The organism is Hymenobacter ginkgonis (genome assembly GCF_009755225.1).
In the GTDB taxonomy this organism is placed as follows: domain Bacteria; phylum Bacteroidota; class Bacteroidia; order Cytophagales; family Hymenobacteraceae; genus Hymenobacter; species Hymenobacter ginkgonis.
The window spans coordinates 20,759-43,776 of the sequence record NZ_WQKZ01000001.1 but is presented as its reverse complement, the minus strand read 5'-3'; the positions used below and the strand labels follow the sequence as shown (position 1 = coordinate 43,776).

Below are 23,018 nucleotides of genomic sequence, written 5' to 3'. Positions count from 1 at the left end.
CTACGGTTAATTAAGCAGCTCGGGTCGCACCGCAGCCAGCGCTGCCTGCAACGTAGCCAGCGATTCGCCAGCCGCTGGCGGCAAGCCCAGTAGCCGGGCCACGGCTGCGAATACCACCCCCGGTCCCGGCGCGGAGAGCACGCCCTGGTCGCCGGTTGCCTGGGTCGATTTGCTGAGTTTGTGCCCAGCGGCATCAGTCAGTAAATCATGGTGATACAGCTGGATAGTGGGACTAGCAAAACCGCTGATTTCGGAGAGTTGGGCGGCTAGCCACAGTTGGGCTGCGGTGCTCGGCAGCAAGTCGAGCCCGCGCACGATAAGCGTGGTACCCAGCCGCAAGTCATCTACCACTGAGGCCAGTTGGTAGGCCGCTACCCCATCTTTTTTGCGCACAATGAAGTCGGGCATTGCGGTGGCTAGCGGCACGTGCACTGGGCCCTGCCAGGCATCCAGAAAGCCAATGACTGTGCCCGGCGGCACCTGCGCCCGCCACGCCACGCCGGGCGTAGCCAGGGGCACCGGGGCATCGCCTACCCCCTCCGCTGTGCGCGAGCGCTGGCTACCGCGCACCAGGCCCGGCCGCTGGGCCAGTCGGCGCAGCACTTGGTTGTAAGCGGGCAAGTGCAATAGCTGCGAGTAATGCCGCAAAAAATCGTCGGGGCCGCTGGGCCCGTGGTCGTAGTCAATTCCTAACCAATCAATTACTCGAAAAATATTCTCCAAGTAAGGCCGCCGCAACCGAGCGCGGTCGAGGTCGTCGATGCGCAGGTGCAGCCCGCCGCCCGCCCGGCGCACCAGCAGCCAAGTAAGCACGAAGTTGACGGCATTGCCGAGGTGCAAGTAGCCGCTGGGGGTAGGCGCCAGGCGGCCGACGATTGATGGAGAAGTACTGTTTGTCATTGCGGGCGCAACGAAGAGGAGCGGCATTGACAAACGACTAATGCTACTTGCTGCTAGTCAGACCTTAAGAAACTACTATCCACGGCTCGTCGGCTTCGTGGGGGCGCAACTCGCCAAAGCTTTCGAGCGCCAGGCCATGCTGGGCAAATACGGCCTGCGCGGCCGCTTCGGCCGCGCCAGGCTCGACGCAGACTAGCAATCCGCCCGACGTTTGGGGGTCGCAGAGGTAGTATTTCTGCTCGTCGGTGAGCGTGGCTACTTTGTGGCCGTAGCTCTGGAAGTTGCGCACGGTGCCACCGGGCACGGCACCTTGCAGCAGGTAGCGCTGGGCTTCGGCCAGGCGAGGCACCTGGTAGTAATCGATAACAGCCTGCAAATCACTACCCTCGCACACCTCAGCCAGGTGGCCCAGCAGGCCGAAGCCCGTCACGTCGGTCATGGCCTTGATGCCGGCAATCTCGCCCAATTCAGCGCCTATCTTGTTGAGCTTGCGCATCTGAGCTGGGGCCACGTCGGCGTCTTCGGGCCGCAAAATTTCGCGTTTTTGGGCTGTGGTGAGGATGCCTACTCCCAGCGGTTTGGTGAGGTAGAGGCGGCAGCCGGCGGTGGCAGTGTCGTTGCGTTTGAGGTTTTTTTCATCCACTAAACCCGTCACAGCCAGCCCAAAAATCGGCTCGGGCGAATCGATGCTGTGGCCGCCGGCCAGCGGAATACCGGCTTCGGCGCAAATGGCGCGGGCGCCTTCGGTTACTTGCGCCGCGATTTCGGGCGAGAGCTTATCAATGGGCCAGCCCAGCACCGCAATGGCCAGCAAGGGCCGGCCGCCCATGGCATACACATCCGAAATGGCATTAGCCGAGGCGATGCGCCCAAAATCGTAGGCATCATCGACGATGGGCATAAAAAAATCGGTGGTGCTGATGACGCACTGCCCGGCCTGGTTTGGCAGGCGGTACACGGCCGCGTCGTCGCGGCTGCCGTTGCCTACCAGCAGGTTTTCGTAGTTAGGCTGGGGTAGGCTGCTGTGCAGGATTTTGTCGAGCACGCTGGGCGCAATTTTGCAGCCGCAGCCCGCGCCGTGGCTGTACTGGGTGAGGCGGATGGTTTCGAGTTCGGGCGTCATAGGTGTAGGCAGATTACGGAATGAAGCCAACACCTTCTGGCTCAGAATAGGTTGGCAATTGCTGATGTTACAAATTCCAGGCGGCTTGTTGCAGCACCACCCGGTAGCCATCCGGGTCTTCAAATGTCAAGCCCTGGCGGTCCCAATACGGGTTATGGGCCGGCACTGGCGAATAACCGTGGGCTCGCAACTGAGCTACCGCTGCTTCCCAGGCAGGAAACTCAGGAAAGTAAAAAACCAATAGATGCTCAGCCGTGGGAGCGGGTGCTACTACTTGGCCCGCTTGGCGCGTAAACTCCAAATGATACGGCGCCTGCGGGTGCCCCACAAGTAAGCCATCAAACCCATCGTGGTTGGTGAAGGCGTATAACTCACGCAGCCCTACCCCCTCCACGTAGAAGCGGCGCAGGGCTAGCAAGTCATTGGTGGGCCGGGCTACTCGTAGTTTCGGAATCATGTCGTAATGAGGCCATTAGCCTCCGCAGAAGCGGCCAATTCGCTTACTGCTTTCAACGCCAGCGCCGCGTTCGCCGCCGCATCGGTGCTGGTAGCGGCTACGGTAGTAGCGGGCCGGCCGGCTAGGCCGTAGCCGTAAGTTTTATCATAATAAGCCAGCACCAGCTCTACCATGCGGGGCATGTTGTCTTCGGCGATGGCACCGAGGGCTTCCTTGGTTACGAGGCCGCCGAGGCGCTTGCGCAGGCGCAGCACGGCCGAGGCCAGCGCGCCAGCATCGTGGCGGCCGTAGTCGGCGGCCAGGTACTGCACGCGGGCTTCGCGGGGCACGTCGAGCACCAGCAGCGGCGCAGCCTGCATTTGGGCGAAGAAGGGAGTAGGGATGGCCAGGCTGCCGATGCTGCGGCTCTCATCCTCCACCCATATTGGCTTATCGGTCGGCAGCTTCGCCAGCGCGAAGGCCAAGTCATTTTCAAATTGCTCCTGCGTGGGCTGCGGCGGCTGGCCGAGCGCGCCAAAAGAAGAGCCCTGGTGGTTGGCCAGCTTTTCGAGGTCGAGCACGGGCTCGCCCCGCGCGGCCAGCGCGTGGAGCACGGCCGTTTTACCGCTGCCAGTGTAGCCACCCAGCACGCGCAATTGGTGCGGGCGCGCTAGCTCGGCCAAGGTCCAGTGGCGGTAGTCTTTGTAGCCTTTGTCGAGCAGGTTGACGTGGAAGCCGGCCAGTTCTAGTAGCCAGAGCACGGCGCCGCTGCGCATGCCGCCGCGCCAGCAGTGCAGGCGCACTTCCTGGCCAGGAGCGAGTTTTTTAGCTTCTTCGACCAGAGTGCGCAATTTGGGGCCGAAAAAATCGAGGCCCAGCAGCACGGCCTTGTCGGGGTTTACTTGCTTATAGGTAGTGCCGATGCGCGCGCGCTCCTCGTCGGTGAACAGCGGTAGGCTGCGCGCGCCCGGAATGTGGCCCTGCGCGTACTCGGCGGGCGCACGCACATCGAGGATGGGGCCGGCGGCGGTGTTTAGGAAATCGGTAATTGGGTGGCGGGGCATGGCGAGCAGCAGCAACCGACTAATGCGGTGCCTGGCAACACGAAAGTACCGGCTTAAGACCCGAAAGTTTGGGCCTTACCCCTACTTCGGCTCGCAAGGTGGCGCGGGCTTGCGCGCCTTGCCGTAAGTTTGCAGCTAATTCGCGGCTCTGCGCACCGGGCTTCCGGTCGTGCGCCCCGCGCTTTTGCCAATGCTGACAGCTTTCCTCGTCTTTTTCCCGCTTGCCGCCGCCCTCCTTCTGCACTTTGCCAAGGGCAGCGCGGCCCGCATCCTGGCCCTAGGGGCATCCTTAATCGAGTTGGTAGCGGCTGCGTTGGCGGCCTTCACCTTTGTTCGGACCGGGAGTATCGCCGGAGTCGACCTAAACTGGATACCCTCGGCTGGCATCACCTTTCATTTGGGCATCGATGGCCTGAGTTTGTGCCTGGTGTTGCTCACCACCTTCCTGGTGCCAATTATTCTGCTCACCGCCTTCCGGCACGAGGAATATGAGAACCCCGGCGCGTTCTACGCCCTAGTGTTATTCATGCAAACCGGGCTGCTGGGCGTGTTCACGGCTCTGGATGCCTTCGTGTTTTACTTCTTCTGGGAAGTGGCGCTGATTCCGATTTATTTCCTGGCTGGCGCCTGGAGCCGCTCCGACCGCCGCATCCAAATCACGTTTAAGTTCTTCTTATACACCATTATTGGCTCGCTGTTTATGCTGGCCGGTTTCGTGTATCTGTACTTGCAAACGGGCCCGGCGGCAGGTTCGCTGGCCGCGCACTCATCCGATATTCAGGCCTTTTACAACCTGAAGCTCAGCGCTTCGGAGCAGTCGTGGCTGTTTTGGCTCATCTTCGCCGCCTTCGCCGTGAAGATGCCCATTTTCCCCTTCCACACCTGGCAGCCCGATACTTATACTGAATCGCCTACCCCCGCCACCATGCTCCTCTCGGGCATTATGCTTAAGATGGGCATTTATGGCTGCTTGCGCTGGCTACTGCCAGTGGTGCCGCTCGGCGTAAGCCAGTGGCAGCAGTTGGTGATGGTGCTGGCCATTATCGGCATCATTTACGGGGCGGTTATCGCTATCCGCCAGCGCGATATGAAGCGCCTCATTGCCTACTCGTCGCTCTCGCACGTGGGGCTGATGATTGCCGGCGTGTTCTCGCTGCAAGCCATTGGCCTGCAAGGCGCGGTGGTGCAAATGCTAGCCCACGGCGTCAACGTAGTAGGTATGTTTCTGGTGGCCGACGCCATTGAGCGCCGCACCGGCTCGCGCTCCCTACCCGACCTTGGCGGCCTCACCCGCCGCACGCCGCTGCTCAGCGTGTGCTTCCTGGTAATGCTGCTGAGCACCGTGGCCCTACCCCTCACCGGCGGCTTCGTGGGCGAGTTCTTGCTGCTAGCGGGTGTGTATCAGTTCAATATGTGGGCGGGTGCCTTAGCGGGCCTCACCATTATTTTCTCGGCGGTGTACTTGCTGCGCATGTACCAGCGCGCGATGCTCGGGCCTGATTCGGCATTTTCGGATACCATCACCGACCTCAGCGGGGCCGAGCTGGCCATGTTTGCGCCGCTCATCGTGCTGGTATTTTGGCTGGGTTTATTCCCCGGCACGTTCCTGCACTTGTCGGAGCCGGCTATCAGCAGCATTCTTACCTTAGTCGGCCGGTAATTTAATGTGTTGTCATGCTGAGCAGACTAGAATGTCATGCTGAGCCTGCCGCAGCATCTCTCCTACGCCATCCGGCTCACATTCCAATGAAGCGGTAGAGATGCTTCACTGCGTTCAGCATGACGTTCATTTTCAGCGCGACGTTCTTCTTCGAAGTATAGTATGCTCCCCATTGTTCTCCTCTCCGTCTTCGGCATCCTCAACCTGTTCCTAGGCTTCTTGCGCTCCAACCGGGTGCTGTTGCCGTTGGTACTGGTGGTGCTGGCCCTCATTTTCGGCGTCAATCTCCTCGACTGGAACCACGCGGGCTCGCTGCCCGGCTTCCTAGAGTCGCCCTACATCAGCCAGATGCTGACGGTCGACAACTTCTCGGTGGCCTTTAGCGGCATTGTATTGCTCACGGCACTGGTGCTGCTGCCCTTCTCGCGCTCTTATGTGGTAGCTGGCGAGCCCAATCTGGCCGAGTACTACTCGCTGCTGCTGTTTTCGCTGGTCGGCGCCATCATGATGGTGAGCTACAACCACCTCATCATGCTCTTTGTGGGCATCGAAATTCTGAGTATCAGCATGTACTGCCTGGCCGGCTCCGATAAGCGCAACGTGCGTTCCAACGAAGCCGCTCTTAAGTATTTCCTGCAAGGTGCTTTCGCCACGGGCATACTGCTCTTCGGTATTGCGCTACTCTACGGCGCCACGGGCACCTTCCAGGTAGCGGAGTTGGCTACCGCTGTGGCTACCCCCACCAACCAGACGCTGCTGCCCATGCTTTATGTGGGCGTGTTGATGATGGTGATTGGCATTGGATTCAAAGTATCGGCCGCGCCCTTCCATTTCTGGACGCCCGACGTGTACGAAGGCACCCCCACTTTCTTCACCGCCTTCATGAGCACGGTGGTGAAAACGGCTGGTTTTGCCGCTTTCCTTAAGCTGCTAGTGGTGGCCCTACCCGCCGCTAGCCCCGTGTGGCTGCCCACCATCCAGGCCATGTGCGTCCTCACGCTGTTGCTTGGCAACGTGGGTGCCACCGTTCAAACCAGCGCCAAGCGCATGCTGGCTTACTCCAGCGTTAGCCACGCGGGCTACTTGCTGCTGGGCCTCGTGGCTGGCCACGGCCAACTAAGCGGCCCGGCCGCCCAAGGTATTTTCTTCTATAGCTTGGCTTACTCGATAGCCACAGTAGCCGCTTTTGGCGTGCTCAAGCTCGTGTCGGACCAGCGCCAGCGCGAAGATTACGTGGGCCTCGGAGGGCTTGCGCGCACCAATCCGCTGCTTGCTTTTGTGCTCACCGTCGCCATGCTCTCGTTGGGTGGCATTCCACTCACCGGCGGCTTCTTCGGCAAGTTCTTTATTTTCACGGCGGTAGCTGGCCAGGGCCACATCGGCCTGGTCGTTTTTGCGGTGCTGATGAGCATGGTGGGTATTTATTACTACCTGCGCCCCGTCATTGCAATGTACATGCGCCCCGCCGAGCCGGGCGCGGAAGCTCCGATTGTGGTCGATGGCTTTCAGTCGGCTACGCTGGTGCTGCTGGCTCTCCTGACCCTAGTGCTGGGTATTTTGCCCGGCTTTCTCAGCGGCTTGCTGTAGCTTAGCTTACACGCTATTATGCCTAAAAAAGCCACCCATTGCGGTGGCTTTTTTTGTGCAGGTACTATCCCCTACCCCGCCGAAGCGGGCTGCTGCACCGCGGAGGGGGTAGGGTTGTATTCGGGGGTTGCAGCGGCTTGTTCGGCAGCTTTTTTTCCTTTGTCATCTTTCACATCCCGCTTGTTGAAAGGCCGGATAATCAGCCGCAGCGCTTGCCCCGAACTGAAGTAGCTAAAGGCCCAGTCGACCAGCGCCACCATCTTGTTGCGGAAGCCCACCAGCAGTATCAAGTGGATAAAGAGCCACGAAAGCCATCCCAGGAAGCCCTTGAAATGCACACCTTTGGGTAAATCTACCACGGCTTTGTTGCGGCTCACAATGGCCATCACGCCCTTGTCGAGGTACTTAAAGTCCTTGGGCGTTTCACCACGGAGAATGCGCTGGAGGTTGGCAGCCAAATGCGCGGCCTGCTGCTGCGCCACCGGCGCTAGCATGGGTAGGCCACGGGGCATTTCTTCCGTCACCATATTCGCCACGTCGCCAATGGCAAAGATGTTGGTTTCGCCCTGCACCTGGTTCCACAAATTCACCGTAATGCGCTTGTTGCGGGTGATGGCTGCCTCGGGTAACCCCGGTAGCGCCGAGCCGTTTACGCCGGCGGCCCACACCATATTCTCGGTCGGAATAAACTCGGTATCGGAGTAGTAAGCCCGGCCATTTTCGTATTTTTTCATGGCGGTATTGAGCCGCACCTCTACCCCCAGTTCATCCAGGTAGCGCTTGGCATCTTCCTGCGAGGCCTTCGACATAGGCCCCAGCAGGGCCGGGCCGGCTTCTACCAGAAAGATTTGCATCTGGGTCAGGTCCATTTCGGGGTAGTCGTTGGGCAGCACGTGCTTGCGCATCTCGGCCAACGACCCACTGATTTCGACGCCGGTGGGCCCGCCGCCCACCACCACAATATTCAGCAACGCCTGCTTTTCCTCGGGGTCCGTGGTCAGCAAGGCCTGCTCGAAATTCTGAAAAATGAAGCTGCGCAAATTCAGCGCGTTCGGAATGCTCTTTATCTGCATCGCATTCTTTTCGATGCTCTCGATGCCGAAGAAGTTGGTGAGCGAGCCCGTAGCCAGCACTAAATAGTCGTAGCGAATGTCGCCAATGCTGGTTTCCAGCGTATTAGTGGCTTTGGCTACCCCCTTCACATCAGCCATGCGGAAGAAAAAATTCTTTTGGCCCGCAAAAATCTTACGCACGGGGTAGGCAATGCTATCGGCCTCCAGTGCGCCGGTAGCTACTTGGTAAAGCAGGGGCTGAAAATTGTGGTAGTTGTTGCGGTCTACCATCACCACCTGCACGGGTGCATCGGCCAGCTCCTGCGCCAGCTTAAGCCCGCCAAAGCCACACCCCACAATCACCACGCGGGGATGAGCCGAAACCGGAAGATTCGTATCCATAGAAAAAGCAAAAGGTGGCAATTAACTGCCACCTTTACTTTACCTAAAAAACTCACCTTAGGTTATAAAATTCGGCCCTGTTCAGGCTAATAATCAACACCTTCTTTCTTCTTGAACTCGCCGTCTTTCACCTGTTTCACGAGTTGGAGCCAGCTAAACGGGTTCAGCAAGGGGTTGTTGCTGTGCAGGTTGGGGGCAGTCCCCATGCGCCGGTCGAGGTCGTATTGCTGCTGCGACATCGTTTGGCGGTAGTTGGCCGTGGCGCCCATGGGCTGCGAGTTAAAGATTTTACGCATCAGCTCTTGGTTCAAGTTGTCGGCCGCGGCCGAGCCTTTTTCGGTGGGCATGCGCAAGGCCAGGAAGGCGCGTTTAAATTCTTTTTCGGTGGCGTAAGGGAAAATTCGCACTTCGGGCAGCACGGCGGCATCTTCGAGCAGCGAAATGATAACCGAAAAGCTTTGCCGTTGATAATCAGCCGGTACTACGATAGTTTGGTTGCGGTAGCCCAACGACCGAAACACGATGCTGTCGCCGGCCAGCACCGCCATCGAGAAGTAGCCGTAGGCGTTGGACGTGGTGCCCCTACCCGCCTTGGGCACGTATATCGACGCCCCCGGCACGCCAAGCAGGCTGTCGCCGCTCGCCACAATACCCGTGAACTGCACCACCTTGCGCTTGCCCTGCGCCCAGGCGCGCGGCGCCGCCAGCAGCCCGATTAGCACGAGCATACTCAACATAGATATAAAACGGCGACTATTCACGGGACTGGTTTTTAACGTGCTTCGGTTACTACAAATATACGAGCCGGCCTGCGCGGCCGGTCGTACTTTTGGGCAACCGGCTGGGCTCAGGGCAGTCTTACTCAACGGCAGATGCGTTTAAAACATTTCCCGGTTGCATTTGGGCAACAACTTTTTAAAGCGCTCGGCGACGAAAGCCGCGTTCGGATGCTGCATTTGCTGTGGCGCAACCACGAGATGGTGGTGGGCGACCTCGAGCAAGTGCTCGATTTTACCCAGACCAAAACGTCGCGCCAGCTCGCCTATCTTAAGAATGCGGGCCTCGTAGGCGTGCGCCGCCTCGATAACTGGATGTTCTACTTCCTCAAGGAAGAAACTGCCGAGTTCCTTCAGCAGTTATTAACGCTCATGGAGCGCGACCCGCAGCTCGTGCGCGACCAGCAGATTTACCAAACGCTGTGGTCGAACCGCGAGTTGGCGGCGTACAAAATCCAGAATCGCCGCTGGCTCCCCCCTACCCCCGCCAATTAACCCAGCCTTTTTTATGCAGCGCAGAATATTTGTTTGTACCAACCAAAAGTCCGGCGTCGGCGACGACGTGGCCAAAGCGCTCAAGAAGGAATTGAAGGCACAAGGCGTTAAAAACCTGCTTCTCGACGGCGAAAAAGTCCACACCCGCATTCAGACCTGCAACTGCCTCGACCTCTGCAAGCACTGCAAGAAAGGGCCGGGCGCGGCGCTCATCGTGTACCCCGAGGGCGACGTGTATGGCAAAGTGCAGCCCAAAGACGTCGCCGGCATCGTGCACTATCTGGCGGGCGGCCCAGTGCCTTCCGGCCACTTTCTGGAGAACGAAGCTTAATTTTTTGGGCTTGCCCAAGCACCTATGAAGGCCTACCGCCACCTATTCTTCGACCTCGACCATACGCTCTGGGACTTCGAGACGAATGCCACCGAAACGCTGCACCAGCTCTTCGACGACTACCAGCTGGCGCGCTACGGCACCTTCACGCTGCACGATTTCACTACCCGCTACAACGAGGTGAACCACGCGCTGTGGCGGCTCTACCAGAGCAATAAAATCAGCCAGCAGCAGCTGCGCAGCTTACGGTTTGTGCGCACGCTCACCAAGCTGGGCGTGCCGGAGGAGGAAATACCAGCCGATATTTCGGCACAGTTCACGGCGATTCTGCCGCTTAAGTCGGCCGTGTTTCCGCACACCCACGAGGTGCTGCGCTACCTGGCCAACAAGGGCTACGTCTTGCACTTGATTACCAATGGCTTCGAGGATGTGCAGCACATTAAGCTGGCCTCGTCTAAGCTAACGGATTATTTCCAAGAAGTCATTACGTCCGAGGCCAGCGGCTGCCTCAAGCCCGACCCGCGCATGTTTGCCCACGCCCTGGCCAAGGCCGGCGCCACCGCCGCTGAGAGCCTCATGATTGGCGATAACCTCGAATGCGACGTGCTTGGCGCCTACAATGCCGGCATCGACCAAGTGTATTTTAACCCCGATAAGCGGCGTCATTTCGCCCAAATTACCCATGAAATCAGCAGTTTGGATGAGCTGCGTAGTTTTCTGTAACCTAGTACCCGTACTTCCCTACCCCTCAGTTCATCCCTGAGCTTCTTAACCCCCGCCCCGGCCCTATGTCCAACGCTTTTTTCCGCGTCCCTACCCCCCTCAATGAGCCCGTAAAGGGCTACGCGCCCGGCTCGAAGGAGCGCGCTGAATTGCAGCAAGCGCTGGCCGAACTCAATGGCCAGCAGCGCGATATTCCGATGCACATTGGCGGCCAGGAGGTGCGCACCGGCCGCACGCTTCCCATTACGCCGCCCCACGACCACCAGCGGGTGCTGGGCCAGTTTCACGAGGGTGATGCCAGCCACGTAACCCAGGCCATCGACGCGGCGCTGGCCGCCCGCACCGCTTGGGCCGAGCTGCCGTGGCAGGAGCGCGCCGCCATTTTCCTGAAAGCAGCCGACCTGTTGGCCGGTCCTTACCGCGCCCGCCTAAATGCGGCCACTATGCTCGGCCAGAGCAAAAACGCCTTTCAGGCGGAGATTGATGCGGCCTGCGAATTTATTGATTTTCTGCGTTTTAACGTGCATTTCATGCAGGAAATCTACCAGCAGCAGCCCGAGTCGTCGCCGGGCATGTGGAACCGCCTAGAGCACCGGCCGCTCGAAGGCTTCGTGTTTGCGCTCACACCCTTCAACTTCACGTCTATTGCGGGCAACCTGCCCACTTCGGCCGCCCTCATGGGCAACGTAGTAGTCTGGAAACCAGCCTATCCTCAAATTTATTCGGCCCAGGTGCTGATGGAGTTGTTTCAAGAAGCTGGCGTGCCGGCCGGCGTTATCAACCTCATTTACGTGGATGGCCCGGTGGCAGGCGACGTCATTTTTAACCACCCGCACTTTGCGGGCATCCACTTCACGGGCTCGACCAAGGTTTTCCAAACCATCTGGCAAACGATTGGCCAGAACATTCCTAAGTACAAATCCTACCCCCGCATTGTGGGCGAAACGGGGGGTAAGGATTTTATCTTGGCGCACCCTTCGGCCCACGCCAAAGCGGTAGCTACCGCCATTACCCGCGGGGCATTTGAGTACCAAGGCCAAAAGTGCTCGGCGGCGTCGCGCGTGTACTTGCCCTCGACTATTGCTACCGAAGTGCTCGACTACGTGAAGCAGGATTTGGCGTCCGTTAAGATGGGCGACGTGGAGGATTTTACCAACTTCGTCAACGCCGTTATCACCGAGGCCAGCTTCGACAAACTCGCCAAGTACATCGACGGCGCGCACCAAGATGCCGACGCCGAAATCGTGGCCGGCGGCACCTACGATAAGTCGAAGGGCTACTTCGTGGCGCCCACTGTCATCGTGACGAAAAACCCGAAATACACCACTATGTGCGACGAGCTGTTTGGCCCCGTCGTGACGGTGTACGTGTACGAAGCTACCGATTTTGAAGCCACCTTGGAGCTGGTCGATACGACCTCGCCCTACGCGCTAACGGGCGCCATCTTCTCGCAAGACCGCTACGCCATCGACTTGGCTACTAAGCGCTTGGTGAACGCGGCCGGCAACTTTTACATCAATGATAAGCCCACCGGCGCTGTGGTGGGCCAGCAGCCCTTCGGCGGCGCTCGTGCCTCGGGTACCAACGACAAAGCCGGCTCGCTACTTAACCTCCAACGTTGGGTATCGCCGCGCGCCATCAAGGAGACGTTCAACCCGCCGACTGACTACCCCTACCCCTTCATGGGCGCCGAACCCAAGGAGGACTTGAACCTCGACAAAGGCGGTTTTTAAGCTGCATAGGTCTGTATAAAAAGAGCCAGCTCCGAAGTGCGGCGCTGGCTCTTTTTGATTTTAAGGCCTGCCGGCTGACTCGCTGGCGGCTACGCTACGTGGCACGGCGAAAGCGCCCTACCCCCAGCTTTTGCTTCGGCGGCACCGCCAGCCGGTTAAAGGCTGCGCTGGGCAGGGGCCAGTAATTGGTGCAGCAGGTCGCGGCCGCGGTGCAGCTGGCCTTTTACGGTGCCCAGAGGCAGGTGCTGGCGCTCGGCAATTTCCTCGTAGCTCAGCTCCTCAAAATAATGTAGTTGCATGAGCTGCTGATACTTAGCGGGAAGCTTACCCACGGCTAAGTGCATTTGCTCGATGCGTTGGAGCTGGATGAGCGCTTCTTGCGGGGTAGGCGTTGGGTCAGGCAAATCGAAGGAGGTCTCTTCGCCCTCAAACCGCGTTGCGCTCAGCGATACCGTGGGGAGGCGCTGCCGCTGCAAGTGCCCGATGCACAAGTTGGTAGCCACCCGAAACAGCCACGTGCTGAAAGCAAATTCCGGCCGAAAAGTATGCAGCGAACGAAAGGCCCGAACGAAGACTTCGAGCGCTAGGTCCTCGGCTACGTCGGACTGCCGAACCATCTTGATTACCAACTGGTAAACGGATTTTTGATAGTGCGCCATCAGTTCAGCGTAGGCCTTTTCATCGTGATGGTCGAGGATACGCTGAATTAAGGCAAAATCGCGGAGGGCTTTGGCAGAAAACGACTTGGGAGCCAGGTCGACGCTAGCTGAAGGGGTAGGCGCGGCAAAAGACATAACTAAGAAGTTAATAATTAACTAGTAGTCAGTGGAGCAGCAAAGGACGCTGGCGCTGGCTGGGGAAAAGATGAAGGCAGCCAGATTTAGGTAATCAAGCTGGCAACCATAAGCTTATATCGGTTTAAAACAGTTAGACGCTTGGCCAGCGGCCACTATTTGGCAAGGGTATTAAATAGGTTAGGGAAGTGGTGAGGGACAGCGCAGGAGTTGAGGCTTACCAGTGGCGTGCTGGGTTTTGGCTGGCTCGTATCAATAATGCTGCCACCAGCAGCGTAAACGGGTTTGGGAAAAGCGGCCGTAGCCTCTTGAAATAGGCTTGGCAACGGGTAAATAATAGCAAGCCTATACTTTAGTCTAATGGACCAAAAACGGTTTACGGTCGAAAATGTTATCAAAAAAACGAGCCTTTTGGCTCGTTCATGAAACATTTAACTTTCCGTGGCCTTGGGCTCTAGGCGGCCAGCCCAGCTAGCAGTGCCCGACTCAGGATGCGAATAGCCGGCTCTAGCAAGGTGGAGTGGCCATTGAAAATCATCTCCTGGTCGAGGCCGTGCAGCCCCCCAAGCACCACAAATACCACGGCGTCGAGGTCAGCTATGCTGAGGCCAGGCCGGCCGGCCGCGATGCTATTCATGGTTAGTATCTGCTTGAGCAGTTCGCCTTCGCGCAGCCGGCATTGCCGCCGAATGTGATGCACAAACTCCATATCGCGCATTACTTCGCCCACTAAAATGCTGTGCAGCGCCGCCTTACGACCTAATTCCTCAAACCGAGTGAGGCAGAAAGTGTAGAGCTTTTCCTCGGCAGTAGTGGCTTGGGCTACTGCCTCGGCTACCTTGGCCAGCACATGGTCGATTTCGCGGTCGAGCATGGCTTCGAAAATCTCCTCCTTGCTTTTATAATAGTAGTAGAGGGAGCTTTTGCCCTTGCCCATGGCGCGGGCAATGTCTTCCATGGTCACTTTATGCAGGCCATACTGCTGAAATAGCTGCTGAGCGGCCAAGATGATACTCTCGCGAATCTGGTCTTCTTTGGACGTAAGCGGGGCAAGCGTTTCCATGCGGATAGTGGTGGGCTGAACAGGCGGGTGGGGGCGGGAAGCAGCAGGGGCACCAAAAATAAGTGAAATTTCGACCAAAACGCACTTGTGGTCGAAATGTTCTGGTTTTCCAACTTAACGCCAGCAGTTGGGTTAGGAAAGGCACGCGGCTGCTACAGGCGCCGAGCGAGAAGCCATTTTCAGCTTATGTCTCGCTACTTGCTATTAATCAATTTATTGTATTTTCAAATTCATGAAAGCCTATAAACTCCACGAACCCAAAAGCCTCGACAACTTCAAGCTGACCGAGAGCCCCGAGCCCGCAGTGCGCGCCCACGAAGTGAAGATTCAGGTGAAGGCTACCTCGCTTAATTTTCGCGATTGGGCCCTGGCCAACGGCTGGTTTGGCTACCCCGGTGAGGTGTTGCCCATGGTTCCATTCAGCGACGCTGCCGGCGTGGTTACCGAAGTAGGCGAGGGCGTAACGACGGTGCAGGTAGGCGACCGGGTAGCCGTCAATTTTTTCCCCGACTGGCACGACGGCCCTTTCACCGCGGCGAAGGTTTTCCGCTCCTTGGGTGGGAGTACCGACGGCGTACTGGCCGAATACGTGACTTTTCCGGCCGCGTCTGTGGTGAAAGTGCCCGCTTCTTTTTCCTTTGAGGAAGCGGCGGCGTTTCCGTGTGCGGGCGTCACGGCGTGGCACGCACTGGTCGAGCAGGGCCAGTTGCGCCCTACCCATACGGTGCTGCTGCAAGGCACGGGCGGCGTGTCCATCTTCGGCCTACAAATCGCCAAGCTCTTTGGGGCTCAGGTTATTATCACTTCCGGCTCGGATGAAAAACTGGCCCGCGCTAAAGAACTAGGCGCCGACCACCTCATCAATTACAAGACTACCCCCGACTGGGAAGCCAAAGCCAAGGAGCTGACCGGCGGCGAGGGGGTAGACTTTGTGGTGGAAGTAGCGGGCCAGCTGGCCCGCTCGCTACGCGCCCTGAAACCGGGCGGTACCGTGTTTCAGATTGGAGCCGTTTCGCCGAGCGATGAGGCGCCCAACTTGCGCATGTTGCCGCTGGCTACCCAGCGCCTGCAAGGTATTTACGTGGGCAGCGCCCAGATGCTGGCCGACCTGTTTCAGGCATTCGACCGCAACCAGCTCAAGCCGGTTATTGGCGAAACCTTTGGCTTTGACCAAGCCAAGGATGCGCTTCAGCACATGGGCAGCGGCGCGCACTTCGGCAAGATTGTGGTGCAGGTAGGGTAAGTTTTTGTCGCGGGCTTAAACGGCAGCGCTTGGCCGCTAGCTTGGGGGGGTAGGCGCTTTTTTCACCTGCCTACCCCCTTAGTACCCATGTAAGGACTTAGGCTGCGGGTAGGCCGTGGGCTAAAAGAAATTCATTTCAGCAGCTGCACCGAGCTATCGTTGATGTTGTAAGGATGCTGCTTAAGCAGTTGCATGATTTCAGCCCCCGCCAGCAGCACCGGGCCGTAGCCGTGGGCAGCGTACACGTTCACGGGGCGATAGTAGTAGAAAGCGGGGTCGAACCCCATGCCGGTGCCCACGCAGACGCCTTCGACCTGCCCCTGAGCGTTTACCTTGGTGCTCACGGCGTTCCAGGCCAGCAGGGTCATGGGGCCGTACACTTTGGCATCGAGCCAGCCTTGGTTAATGGCGTGGGCGATGGCGTAGCAGTAAATGGCAGTGGCCGAAGTTTCGAGGTAGGAGTCGGGCCGGTCGAGCAACTGGTGCCAGAAACCGCTACCGGCCTGCCGGTCGGCCAGGCCGCGGGCGTGGGCGCGCAGCAGTTTCAGCACGGCCGGGCGGCCGGGGTGGTCGGCGGGCAGCACATCGAGCAATTCTACCTTGGTGAGGATGGCCCAACCGTTGGCCCGGGCCCAGTGAAACTCGGGGTGCTCGGCCATGTCCTGCACCCAGCCGTGGCGGTAAAGGCCCTTACCCTCGTCAAACATGCGGGGCACGAACTGCGTGACCTGCTTCACGGCCTCGTCGTAGTAGCGGCGCTCGCCGGTGAGCTTGCCCATCTGGGCCAGGGCCGGCACGCTCATGTATAAGTCGTCGAGCCACAGGGTATTGGGCTGCGGGCGGTTGCGGGCCAGGGTACCGTCGGGCAAGCGGTACTCCTTGGTCATGATGAAGTCCATGAAGTTGGTTATCATCGGCCGCAGGTCGGCGGGCGCGCCAGCACGTTGGGCCTTAATCAGGGCCGCGCAAATGGCTCCTGCATCGTCGAGCGCGTGGGGCTGGAGCACCGAGCGCACGGGCGTATTCGCCTCAGGGTGCGCGGTTTGGTACGCACGGAAGTACGGCACCAGTTCAGCCAGAAATTTCGTGCGGCTAAACGTGTAGGCGGCGTATTTGGGGTCGCCGGTGACTTCGCTGGCCCGCAGCATGCCGGCGTACGTGACGCCCCACTCGTAGCTAGTCAGCCGAAAATCGCCGGGCTTGATGATGGCCTCGGGGTTGAATTTCCGGCGGTCGGTGATGGCCGCATTGGTCTTTTTATCAACCAGTTCGGCTGGCGTGGCCGCATTTAGGTAGTTATACACCCGGTCGAGCACCTGCTGCACATCCTCGGCCTTGGCCTGGCCGTAGGGCACGGGGTAGTCGGGCTTGAGTAGGTGCAGCGGCGTAGTAGTGTCGTTGGCCTTGGGCGGAGTGGTTTGGGCGCGCAAGGCAGTGGCGGGCAGTAGCAGGAGCGCTAGCGGCAGCAGCTTTTTCACCAGGGTAGAGTTAGAAAAAGGTGGGAATTCTCAGGGCGGTGGTCAGTAAAGCTTTCGCTAACTGGCTGCTAACGTACCGCTATCCTGTGCACCTACTCACCTGTACTCTCCGGAAATAGCAAGCCTAAGCTGGCTATTTTCATAAAAACTACATCCGGCGCAGCCTGCTGAGCAGCCTGTGTTTTTTCGTATGCTTCCCTACCCCCCTCCTCGCCCGGAGGCCACCCAAACCAGTTGCCCCGGCCACCCGCGGATGTTGCGTTACGCCCGCCGCACCTACCTTGCGGGCCCCATTCCCTACCCCTACCTTCTCCTGCCATGCGCACCTACAATTGGGCCATTCTGGGCCTGGGCAACATCGCCCGCAAATTTGCGCAGGACCTGGCCCTGGTGCCGCAGGCTCGCTTGCACGCCGTGGCTTCGCGCAGTTTGGCCAAGGCGCAGGATTTTGCGGCTGAATTTGCCGTGCCCCACGCCGTGGGCAGCTACGCCGACCTGCTGGCCGTGCCCGATATCGACGCGGTATACATTGCCACGCCGCATTCGGAGCACTATGCGCACGCGCTGCTGTGCCTGCGGGCGGGCCTACCCGTGCTGTGCGAAAAAGCCTTTGCCCAGAACGCCACGCAGGCCGAGGAAATGATTCGGGTGGCTCAGGAAGGGCGCGTATTCTTAATGGAAGCCTTCTGGACGCGCTTTTTTCCGGCCATTGCCCAGGCGCTGCGCTTGGTGCAGGCCGGCCACATTGGCGAGGTAAAGCACCTGGTAGCTGACTTCGGATTTGCTACCCCCTATCAGCCCGAAGGGCGTTTATTCAACCCCGCCCTGGCCGGGGGCTCGCTGCTGGATATCGGGGTATACCCGCTTTTTATCAGCCAGCTTTTTCTGGGGATGCCGTCGGCGGTGGGCGCGGTATCGACGCCCGCGCCGACGGGGGTAGACCTTAATTGTGCCCTGGCGCTGGCTTACCCCGGCGGGGCCACAGCTAGCCTATTTTCTACCATCGCCGCCCAAACCGATAACCGGTGCGTGCTCTACGGCACCAAGGGGCAGCTGCAACTACTCGGGCGCTTTCACGCGCCTACAGGTGTGCAGGTGCAGCTGGCCGGTGAGGAATCGCCGCAGGTATTTCCCTCCCCCACGCAGGGCCACGGCTACCACTACGAAGCGGCCCACGTGCAAGAATGCCTGGCGCAAGGCCTGACGGAAAGCCCGCTGCTACCCCTAGCCTTTAGCCTGCAACTGATGCAGCAGCTCGACGCCGTGCGCCAGCAAATAGGCCTGCGCTACCCCGGCGAATAAGCGCGGCCTACTAGCGCGGCAGGTAGATTGTTTTTCCTTCTTTGGCCGACTGCCGAGCGGCGTCCAGAATCTCGACTACCAGCATATTCGTGGCCAGCGACGACAGCACGTCTTCGGTCGTGGTGCCTTGTACCACGGCCGCCAGGTAGGCAAAAGGGTCGTCGTAAGGCGCGGGGGGCGCGGGTACGGTTAGGTCTTGGGCAACTTCTTTTTCGGTGCGGCGCAGCCGCACGTGGTCGCGGTCGAGGGCGATTACGGAGCCGGTTTGGCCATATACTTCCAGGTCTTTGCGGGCGTAGGGCCAGTTCCAAGAAGCCTCGATGATGCCCTGGGCCTTGGGATAGGTGAGCAGAATGGTCACGTCGTCTTCCACCTTTGGGTACACATCGGGCTTGATGTGCAGGGCGCTGGCGGTCACCGAAAGCGGGCGCTCGCCGTGCATAAGCCACGTCATGAGGTCGGCGCCGTAGCAGCCAAAGTCGGGCAGCGCCCCGCCGCCGTTCTGCACCGGGTCGGTGAGCCAGCTTAGAAACTCTTGGTTCACCCCGATTTCCTTGGGCCCCTGGTGGCCGTCGTGGGCCACCATCTTGCGAACGTCGCCGAGGGTTTTATCTTGCACCAGTTGGTAAGCGCGCAGGTTGGAGCCGTACCAGGTGGTTTCGTAGTTGGTGAGCAGCCGAATGTGGTACTGTTGGGCCAGGGCCGCCATCTGGCGGGCGTGGTCGAGGCTCACGGCGAGCGGCTTTTCTACCATCACGTGGATGCCCTTGGGGGCGCAGGCCTGCACCACGGCCAAGTGCTCGTAGATGCTGCCAAACGCCGTGACGGCCTGCGGCTTCGTCTTGGCAATCATTTCGGCCAGCGACGGGTACACGAGGCTCATGGGCAGGCCGTGCTCCTTCGTAAAGCGCTCGGCCAGAGCACGGTTGGGCTCGGCAATGCCCACAATAACGATGTCGCCGCGCTTGGCGCGCCCCAGCAGCCCGTGCACGTGCGTGTGCGTGAGGCCAGCCACCCCCACGCGCAGAGGGGTAGTGGGCGGGTTAGGTTGAGCCGCTAGCCGGCCCGCCAAAGCCAGCAGAAGCAGCGCGAAAAGGATAGCAAAGGGCTTAGGCATCGGGCGGGGGGTAGGGCGGGTGAGGCAGCAAGATACTCGCCGCTTCCTGCCTTATGCATTTCGACTTGTGCTGGCGACCGACCTCCCCTCTCCTTGGGGAGAGCCACGGCGGCGCAGTTGTGAAATCGTCAGGCTTCCCTCTCCCAAGAAGAGGGGCCGGGGGGAGGTAGGACATGGAGAGCGACCACATAAACTACTTTATCAACCAAGGTAAACCCTACCCCCTCCCCCACCCTTCACAAGCGGAAGCGGCCCGCTGCGGAAGCAGGCACAACGCTAAGCCAACGGATGCGGCGGCCGCTACGTTAGCAAGCCATGACGAAAGCTGTTTTCATTGCTACGGCCGAGCCCTACAGCGGTAAATCGCTGGTTACGCTTGGGCTGGTGAACATGCTGCTGGGCCAAACCCGCCAGGTAGGCTACTTCAAGCCGCTCATCGACTACGACCCGGCGCAGGGGCCCGACCCGCATTTGGCTACCATTAGCAGCTATTTTAAGTTGCCGCTGCCGCTGGCCAACACCTACGCCTACACCCGGCCCGAAGCCCTACGCCTGCTCGAAACCGGCGCGCAAGGTGAGCTGATTGACACGGTCATTCGCAAGTTCAAACACTGGGAAGATACCTGCGATTTCACGGTGGTGGAGGGCAGCGACTTCGTAGGCGCGGGCACGGCCTTCGAGTTTGATGCCAACGTTTCGATTGCCAAAAACCTGGGTGTCCCCGTCATCTTGGTCGTGTCGGGGCACGGCAAAAGCGTGGCGCAGGTAGTAAGCGCGGTGCTCACGACGCGGCGCAGCTTCGAAACCCGCGAGGTGCCCGTGCTACTAGTAGTGGCCAACCGCGTAGCCCCCGAGCAGGCCGACGATGTGCAGGCGTTGCTGCGCCACCAGTTGCCAGCCGAGGTGCTGCTGGCCGTCATCCCCGACGACCCCAACCTGCTGCACCCCACCATGCGCGAAATCCAGGCGGCGCTGGGCGGCAAGCTGCTGTTTGGCGAAGCAGGGCTGGGCAACCAGGTGGATAACTACGTGATTGGGGCCATGCAGGTACCCAATTTCCTTAATTACCTAAAGGACAATGTGCTGATTGTGACGCCCGGCGACCGGGGCGACATCATTGTGTGCGCGTTGCAGGCCAACTTATCGGCCAGCTACCCGCGGGTGGCGGGCATCGTGCTGTCGGCCGGCTCCGAGCCCGACGAGCCGGTGCGGCGGCTGCTCGAAGGACTGCCCAGCGTGGTGCCCATCTTGGCGGTGCCCACCGGCACCTTCGAAACCACGACCCGGGTAGGGGCCATTCGCTCGCACCTCACGCCCGACAACCCGAAGAAGATTCAGCTGGCCATCAGCACGTTTGGGCGCTACGTGGATGTGCAGGCCCTGGAGGAAAAGCTGGTCAGCTTCCAGTCCGAAGGCCTTACCCCCCACATGTTTCAGTACCGGCTGCTGCAATGGGCCAAGCGCCAGCGCCGCCACATTGTGCTGCCCGAGGGCAACGACGACCGCATTTTGCGCGCCGCCGCCCAGCTGCTGCACCAAGAAGTAGTGGACCTGACTATTCTGGGCGACCCGGCCGCCGTGGCCGCGTCCATCAAGCGCCTGGGGTTGGACATGCCGGCCGACCACCTCCGCATCATCGACCCGGTGAACTCGGCCCTGTACGCGGGCTACGTCGAGACGTTTTACCAACTGCGCAAAGACAAAGGCGTGAACCAGGATATGGCCCGCGACCTGCTGCGCGATGTGTCGTACTTCGGTTCGATGATGGTGTACCAGGGCGATGCCGACGGCATGGTGTCGGGGGCGGTGCACACCACGCAGCACACCATCCGGCCGGCTTTACAATTCATCAAAACCAAGCCGGGCGTATCGGTGGTATCGTCGGTGTTTTTTATGTGCCTGCCCGACCGCGTGGCCGTGTTCGGCGACTGCGCCGTGAACCCCAACCCCACGGCCGAGCAGCTGGCTGAAATCGCCATTTCGTCGGCCGATAGCAGCCAGGCTTTTGGCATTGCGCCGCGGGTGGCCATGCTCTCGTATTCGTCGGGCACGTCGGGGGCGGGCGCCGACGTGGAGAAAGTGCGCCAGGCCACTGCCCTCGTGCGCCAGCGTCGGCCCGACTTGAAAGTCGATGGCCCCATTCAGTACGATGCGGCCGTAGACCCGCTGGTGGGCCGCCAGAAGCTCCCCGGCTCCGAAGTAGCCGGCCAGGCCAGCGTGCTCATCTTCCCCGACCTGAATACTGGCAACAACACCTACAAGGCCGTGCAGCGCGAAACCGGCGCCCTGGCCATCGGCCCGGTGCTGCAAGGCCTCAACAAACCCGTAAACGACCTAAGCCGCGGCTGCACCGTGGACGACGTGTTTAATACGGTGGTTATCACGGCTATTCAGAGCCAAGTTTAATTATGAGTTAGCGAAAAAACTGCTTTAGAACGCCATGCTTCTCTTTGTTCAGCATGGCGTTCTAAATTAACTCAAACGGCTTCTACTTTTTAACTCATAACTCACAGAAGTTGAACATCTTCGTTATTAACTCGGGCAGCAGCTCTATTAAGTACCAGCTGTTTCACTGGCCGGCCGAGCAGCCGGTGTGCAGCGGCTTAGTCGAGCGGGTGGGTTCGGCGCAGGCCACGATTACGCACAAAGTTTTTGACGCACAGAGCCCGGCTACCCCCCCGGTCGAAACCCAGCTTACCCTACCCCTACCCGACCACGAAGCCGGACTGCTTGAGGTAGTGCGCCTGCTTACTGCCGCGCCCAGCGGCGTCATCCAGGACCCCGCCGACATTGCGCTGGTGGGGCACCGGGTGGTGCACGGTGGCGAAACCTTTGCGGCGGCTACCCTTATTACGCCCGCGGTGAAAGCCGAAATCCGGCGGCTTTTCAGCTTGGCGCCGCTGCACAACCCCGCCAACTACTTGGGTATTGAAGTGGCCGAGCGCGTGTTTCCGCTGGCCCAGCAGGTGGCGGTGTTCGACACGGCTTTTCACCAAACGCTGCCCGAATACGCGTTTCGCTACGCCCTGCCTACCCCCCTCTACACCGAGCAGCGCATCCGCAAGTATGGTTTTCATGGCACCAGCCACCAGTACGTGGCCGCGCAGGCCGCCGCTTACCTCGGGCAGCCCGAGGCGCGCCTCATCACGATTCACCTCGGCAATGGGTGCAGCATGGCGGCTGTGCGCGGCGGCCAGTCCCTGGATACCAGCATGGGATTCAGTCCTTTGGCGGGCCTGGTGATGGGCACCCGCTCCGGCGACCTCGACCCCTCGGTGCTGCTGCACCTGCTGGGGCCGCTCGGCTACAGCGTGGAGCAGGTTAATACGCTGCTCAATAAGGAGAGTGGAATGCTCGGCCTCACCGGCGCCAACGACATGCGCGACATTAGCGCCGCCCTAGCAGCTGGCGATGCGCGCGCCGCCCTGGCCTACGACCTGTACGCGTACCGCATTCGGCAGTATATCGGGGCCTACGCCGCCGTGCTCAACGGCCTGGATGCCATCGTGTTCACGGCCGGGGTGGGCGAAAATGATGCGCTGGTGCGCACGCGGGTGTGCCAACACATGGAGTTTTTTGGCCTCGCGCTGGATGAAAGCAAAAACCAGCAGCGCCTACCCGGCCTACGGGAGCTGAACACCCCCGAGGCGCGAGTAAAAATCTTGGTTATTCCGACTAATGAGGAGCTTGAAATAGCGCGGCAGTGTGCTGCTTTGCTGCCTGCTTAGCCAGCCTTAGC

The 23,018-nt window shown here is 59.9% G+C and carries 20 protein-coding genes; 10 read left to right on the top strand and 10 right to left on the bottom strand.

Annotation, left to right across the window (positions count from 1 at the left end; genetic code table 11):
• Positions 1–6: 6 nt before the first annotated feature.
• The 4 genes from GO988_RS23690 to mnmH form a co-directional block, all read right to left on the bottom strand.
• On the bottom strand, positions 7–900 hold the full coding sequence (locus tag GO988_RS23690; protein ID WP_198172436.1) for a glutamate--tRNA ligase family protein: 894 nt from the start codon (positions 898–900) through the stop codon (positions 7–9).
• A gap of 64 nt (positions 901–964) precedes the next feature.
• Positions 965–2,023 carry a selenide, water dikinase SelD gene (gene selD, locus GO988_RS00165; protein ID WP_157561524.1) on the bottom strand — a complete coding sequence of 353 codons (1,059 nt, stop codon included), beginning with the start codon at positions 2,021–2,023 and terminating at the stop codon, positions 965–967.
• Positions 2,024–2,090: 67 nt separating this feature from the next.
• The gene (locus tag GO988_RS00160) at positions 2,091–2,480 is read right to left on the bottom strand and encodes a VOC family protein (RefSeq protein ID WP_157561523.1); all 390 of its coding nucleotides are present in this window, start codon (positions 2,478–2,480) and stop codon (positions 2,091–2,093) included.
• A complete protein-coding gene (gene mnmH / locus GO988_RS00155; RefSeq protein ID WP_157561522.1) occupies positions 2,477–3,523 on the bottom strand; it encodes a tRNA 2-selenouridine(34) synthase MnmH in 1,047 nt (348 codons plus the stop codon). Before mnmH ends, GO988_RS00160 begins: the two co-directional genes overlap by 4 nt.
• 190 nt (positions 3,524–3,713) lie before the next feature.
• On the opposite strand from mnmH, the gene GO988_RS00150 reads away from it, so the two are divergent.
• Positions 3,714–5,183, top strand: coding sequence for a complex I subunit 4 family protein (locus GO988_RS00150; protein WP_157561521.1), 1,470 nt, complete (start codon positions 3,714–3,716; stop codon positions 5,181–5,183).
• Between the two features lie 162 nt (positions 5,184–5,345).
• A complete protein-coding gene (locus GO988_RS00145; protein ID WP_157561520.1) occupies positions 5,346–6,770 on the top strand; it encodes an NADH-quinone oxidoreductase subunit N in 1,425 nt (474 codons plus the stop codon).
• 71 nt (positions 6,771–6,841) lie between these two features.
• Here the strand turns inward: GO988_RS00145 and GO988_RS00140 are convergent, their stop codons facing one another.
• Both GO988_RS00140 and GO988_RS00135 read right to left on the bottom strand, forming a co-directional pair.
• Positions 6,842–8,224, bottom strand: a complete 1,383-nt coding sequence (locus GO988_RS00140) for an NAD(P)/FAD-dependent oxidoreductase (RefSeq protein ID WP_157561519.1) — start codon at positions 8,222–8,224, stop codon at positions 6,842–6,844.
• An 86-nt stretch (positions 8,225–8,310) separates the two neighbouring features.
• Positions 8,311–8,952: a carboxypeptidase-like regulatory domain-containing protein gene (locus tag GO988_RS00135; protein ID WP_198172435.1), complete on the bottom strand. Its 642-nt coding sequence runs from the start codon at positions 8,950–8,952 to the stop codon at positions 8,311–8,313.
• 144 nt (positions 8,953–9,096) lie between these two features.
• Here GO988_RS00135 and GO988_RS00130 point away from each other — a divergent pair, with 144 nt between their 5' ends.
• The 4 genes from GO988_RS00130 to pruA all read left to right on the top strand — a co-directional run bounded on the left by GO988_RS00130 (position 9,097) and on the right by pruA (position 12,282).
• Complete coding sequence (locus GO988_RS00130; protein ID WP_157561517.1) at positions 9,097–9,495, top strand: ArsR/SmtB family transcription factor; 399 nt, start codon at positions 9,097–9,099, stop codon at positions 9,493–9,495.
• A 13-nt stretch (positions 9,496–9,508) separates the two neighbouring features.
• Positions 9,509–9,826: a (2Fe-2S) ferredoxin domain-containing protein gene (locus tag GO988_RS00125; RefSeq protein WP_157561516.1), complete on the top strand. Its 318-nt coding sequence runs from the start codon at positions 9,509–9,511 to the stop codon at positions 9,824–9,826.
• Positions 9,827–9,850: 24 nt separating this feature from the next.
• Complete coding sequence (locus tag GO988_RS00120; RefSeq protein WP_157561515.1) at positions 9,851–10,549, top strand: YjjG family noncanonical pyrimidine nucleotidase; 699 nt, start codon at positions 9,851–9,853, stop codon at positions 10,547–10,549.
• 65 nt (positions 10,550–10,614) lie between these two features.
• Positions 10,615–12,282 carry an L-glutamate gamma-semialdehyde dehydrogenase gene (gene pruA / locus GO988_RS00115; protein ID WP_157561514.1) on the top strand — a complete coding sequence of 556 codons (1,668 nt, stop codon included), beginning with the start codon at positions 10,615–10,617 and terminating at the stop codon, positions 12,280–12,282.
• 155 nt (positions 12,283–12,437) lie between these two features.
• Here pruA and GO988_RS00110 read toward each other — a convergent pair whose 3' ends face one another.
• Together GO988_RS00110 and GO988_RS00105 are read right to left on the bottom strand one after the other, a co-directional pair.
• On the bottom strand, positions 12,438–13,076 hold the full coding sequence (locus GO988_RS00110) for a sigma-70 family RNA polymerase sigma factor (RefSeq protein WP_157561513.1): 639 nt from the start codon (positions 13,074–13,076) through the stop codon (positions 12,438–12,440).
• A gap of 454 nt (positions 13,077–13,530) precedes the next feature.
• A complete protein-coding gene (locus tag GO988_RS00105) occupies positions 13,531–14,139 on the bottom strand; it encodes a TetR/AcrR family transcriptional regulator (protein ID WP_157561512.1) in 609 nt (202 codons plus the stop codon).
• A 232-nt stretch (positions 14,140–14,371) separates the two neighbouring features.
• Here GO988_RS00105 and GO988_RS00100 point away from each other — a divergent pair, with 232 nt between their 5' ends.
• On the top strand, positions 14,372–15,382 hold the full coding sequence (locus GO988_RS00100) for a zinc-dependent alcohol dehydrogenase family protein (RefSeq protein ID WP_157561511.1): 1,011 nt from the start codon (positions 14,372–14,374) through the stop codon (positions 15,380–15,382).
• 131 nt (positions 15,383–15,513) lie between these two features.
• On the opposite strand, the gene GO988_RS00095 is transcribed toward GO988_RS00100, so the two are convergent.
• On the bottom strand, positions 15,514–16,860 hold the full coding sequence (locus GO988_RS00095) for a glycoside hydrolase family 88/105 protein (protein WP_317164751.1): 1,347 nt from the start codon (positions 16,858–16,860) through the stop codon (positions 15,514–15,516).
• 318 nt (positions 16,861–17,178) lie between these two features.
• Here GO988_RS00095 and GO988_RS00090 point away from each other — a divergent pair, with 318 nt between their 5' ends.
• The gene (locus GO988_RS00090; protein WP_157561509.1) at positions 17,179–18,162 is read left to right on the top strand and encodes a Gfo/Idh/MocA family protein; all 984 of its coding nucleotides are present in this window, start codon (positions 17,179–17,181) and stop codon (positions 18,160–18,162) included.
• Between the two features lie 10 nt (positions 18,163–18,172).
• Here the strand turns inward: GO988_RS00090 and GO988_RS00085 are convergent, their stop codons facing one another.
• Positions 18,173–19,279: a Gfo/Idh/MocA family protein gene (locus tag GO988_RS00085; protein ID WP_157561508.1), complete on the bottom strand. Its 1,107-nt coding sequence runs from the start codon at positions 19,277–19,279 to the stop codon at positions 18,173–18,175.
• Between the two features lie 315 nt (positions 19,280–19,594).
• Here GO988_RS00085 and pta point away from each other — a divergent pair, with 315 nt between their 5' ends.
• Together pta and GO988_RS00075 are read left to right on the top strand one after the other, a co-directional pair.
• Positions 19,595–21,685: a phosphate acetyltransferase gene (pta, locus tag GO988_RS00080; RefSeq protein ID WP_157561507.1), complete on the top strand. Its 2,091-nt coding sequence runs from the start codon at positions 19,595–19,597 to the stop codon at positions 21,683–21,685.
• Between the two features lie 110 nt (positions 21,686–21,795).
• Entirely contained in the window at positions 21,796–23,007 is a 1,212-nt protein-coding gene (locus GO988_RS00075; RefSeq protein ID WP_157561506.1) for an acetate/propionate family kinase, read from the top strand.
• The last annotated feature ends 11 nt before the right edge of the window (positions 23,008–23,018 follow it).

What these genes read in the sequence shown, in the direction of transcription:
- GO988_RS00090 (WP_157561509.1), top strand. Translation starts at nt 17,179, where the DNA reads ATGCGCACCTACAATTGGGCCATTCTGGGCCTGGGCAACATCGCCCGC.
- GO988_RS00140 (WP_157561519.1), bottom strand. Translation starts at nt 8,224, where the DNA reads ATGGATACGAATCTTCCGGTTTCGGCTCATCCCCGCGTGGTGATTGTG.
- GO988_RS00150 (WP_157561521.1), top strand. Translation starts at nt 3,714, where the DNA reads ATGCTGACAGCTTTCCTCGTCTTTTTCCCGCTTGCCGCCGCCCTCCTT.
- GO988_RS23690 (WP_198172436.1), bottom strand. Translation starts at nt 900, where the DNA reads ATGACAAACAGTACTTCTCCATCAATCGTCGGCCGCCTGGCGCCTACC.
- GO988_RS00085 (WP_157561508.1), bottom strand. Translation starts at nt 19,279, where the DNA reads ATGCCTAAGCCCTTTGCTATCCTTTTCGCGCTGCTTCTGCTGGCTTTG.
- GO988_RS00145 (WP_157561520.1), top strand. Translation starts at nt 5,346, where the DNA reads ATGCTCCCCATTGTTCTCCTCTCCGTCTTCGGCATCCTCAACCTGTTC.
- GO988_RS00130 (WP_157561517.1), top strand. Translation starts at nt 9,097, where the DNA reads ATGCGTTTAAAACATTTCCCGGTTGCATTTGGGCAACAACTTTTTAAA.
- pruA (WP_157561514.1), top strand. Translation starts at nt 10,615, where the DNA reads ATGTCCAACGCTTTTTTCCGCGTCCCTACCCCCCTCAATGAGCCCGTA.
- GO988_RS00160 (WP_157561523.1), bottom strand. Translation starts at nt 2,480, where the DNA reads ATGATTCCGAAACTACGAGTAGCCCGGCCCACCAATGACTTGCTAGCC.
- GO988_RS00100 (WP_157561511.1), top strand. Translation starts at nt 14,372, where the DNA reads ATGAAAGCCTATAAACTCCACGAACCCAAAAGCCTCGACAACTTCAAG.
- GO988_RS00110 (WP_157561513.1), bottom strand. Translation starts at nt 13,076, where the DNA reads ATGTCTTTTGCCGCGCCTACCCCTTCAGCTAGCGTCGACCTGGCTCCC.
- GO988_RS00120 (WP_157561515.1), top strand. Translation starts at nt 9,851, where the DNA reads ATGAAGGCCTACCGCCACCTATTCTTCGACCTCGACCATACGCTCTGG.
- mnmH (WP_157561522.1), bottom strand. Translation starts at nt 3,523, where the DNA reads ATGCCCCGCCACCCAATTACCGATTTCCTAAACACCGCCGCCGGCCCC.
- GO988_RS00105 (WP_157561512.1), bottom strand. Translation starts at nt 14,139, where the DNA reads ATGGAAACGCTTGCCCCGCTTACGTCCAAAGAAGACCAGATTCGCGAG.
- GO988_RS00135 (WP_198172435.1), bottom strand. Translation starts at nt 8,952, where the DNA reads ATGCTCGTGCTAATCGGGCTGCTGGCGGCGCCGCGCGCCTGGGCGCAG.
- selD (WP_157561524.1), bottom strand. Translation starts at nt 2,023, where the DNA reads ATGACGCCCGAACTCGAAACCATCCGCCTCACCCAGTACAGCCACGGC.
- GO988_RS00125 (WP_157561516.1), top strand. Translation starts at nt 9,509, where the DNA reads ATGCAGCGCAGAATATTTGTTTGTACCAACCAAAAGTCCGGCGTCGGC.
- pta (WP_157561507.1), top strand. Translation starts at nt 19,595, where the DNA reads ATGACGAAAGCTGTTTTCATTGCTACGGCCGAGCCCTACAGCGGTAAA.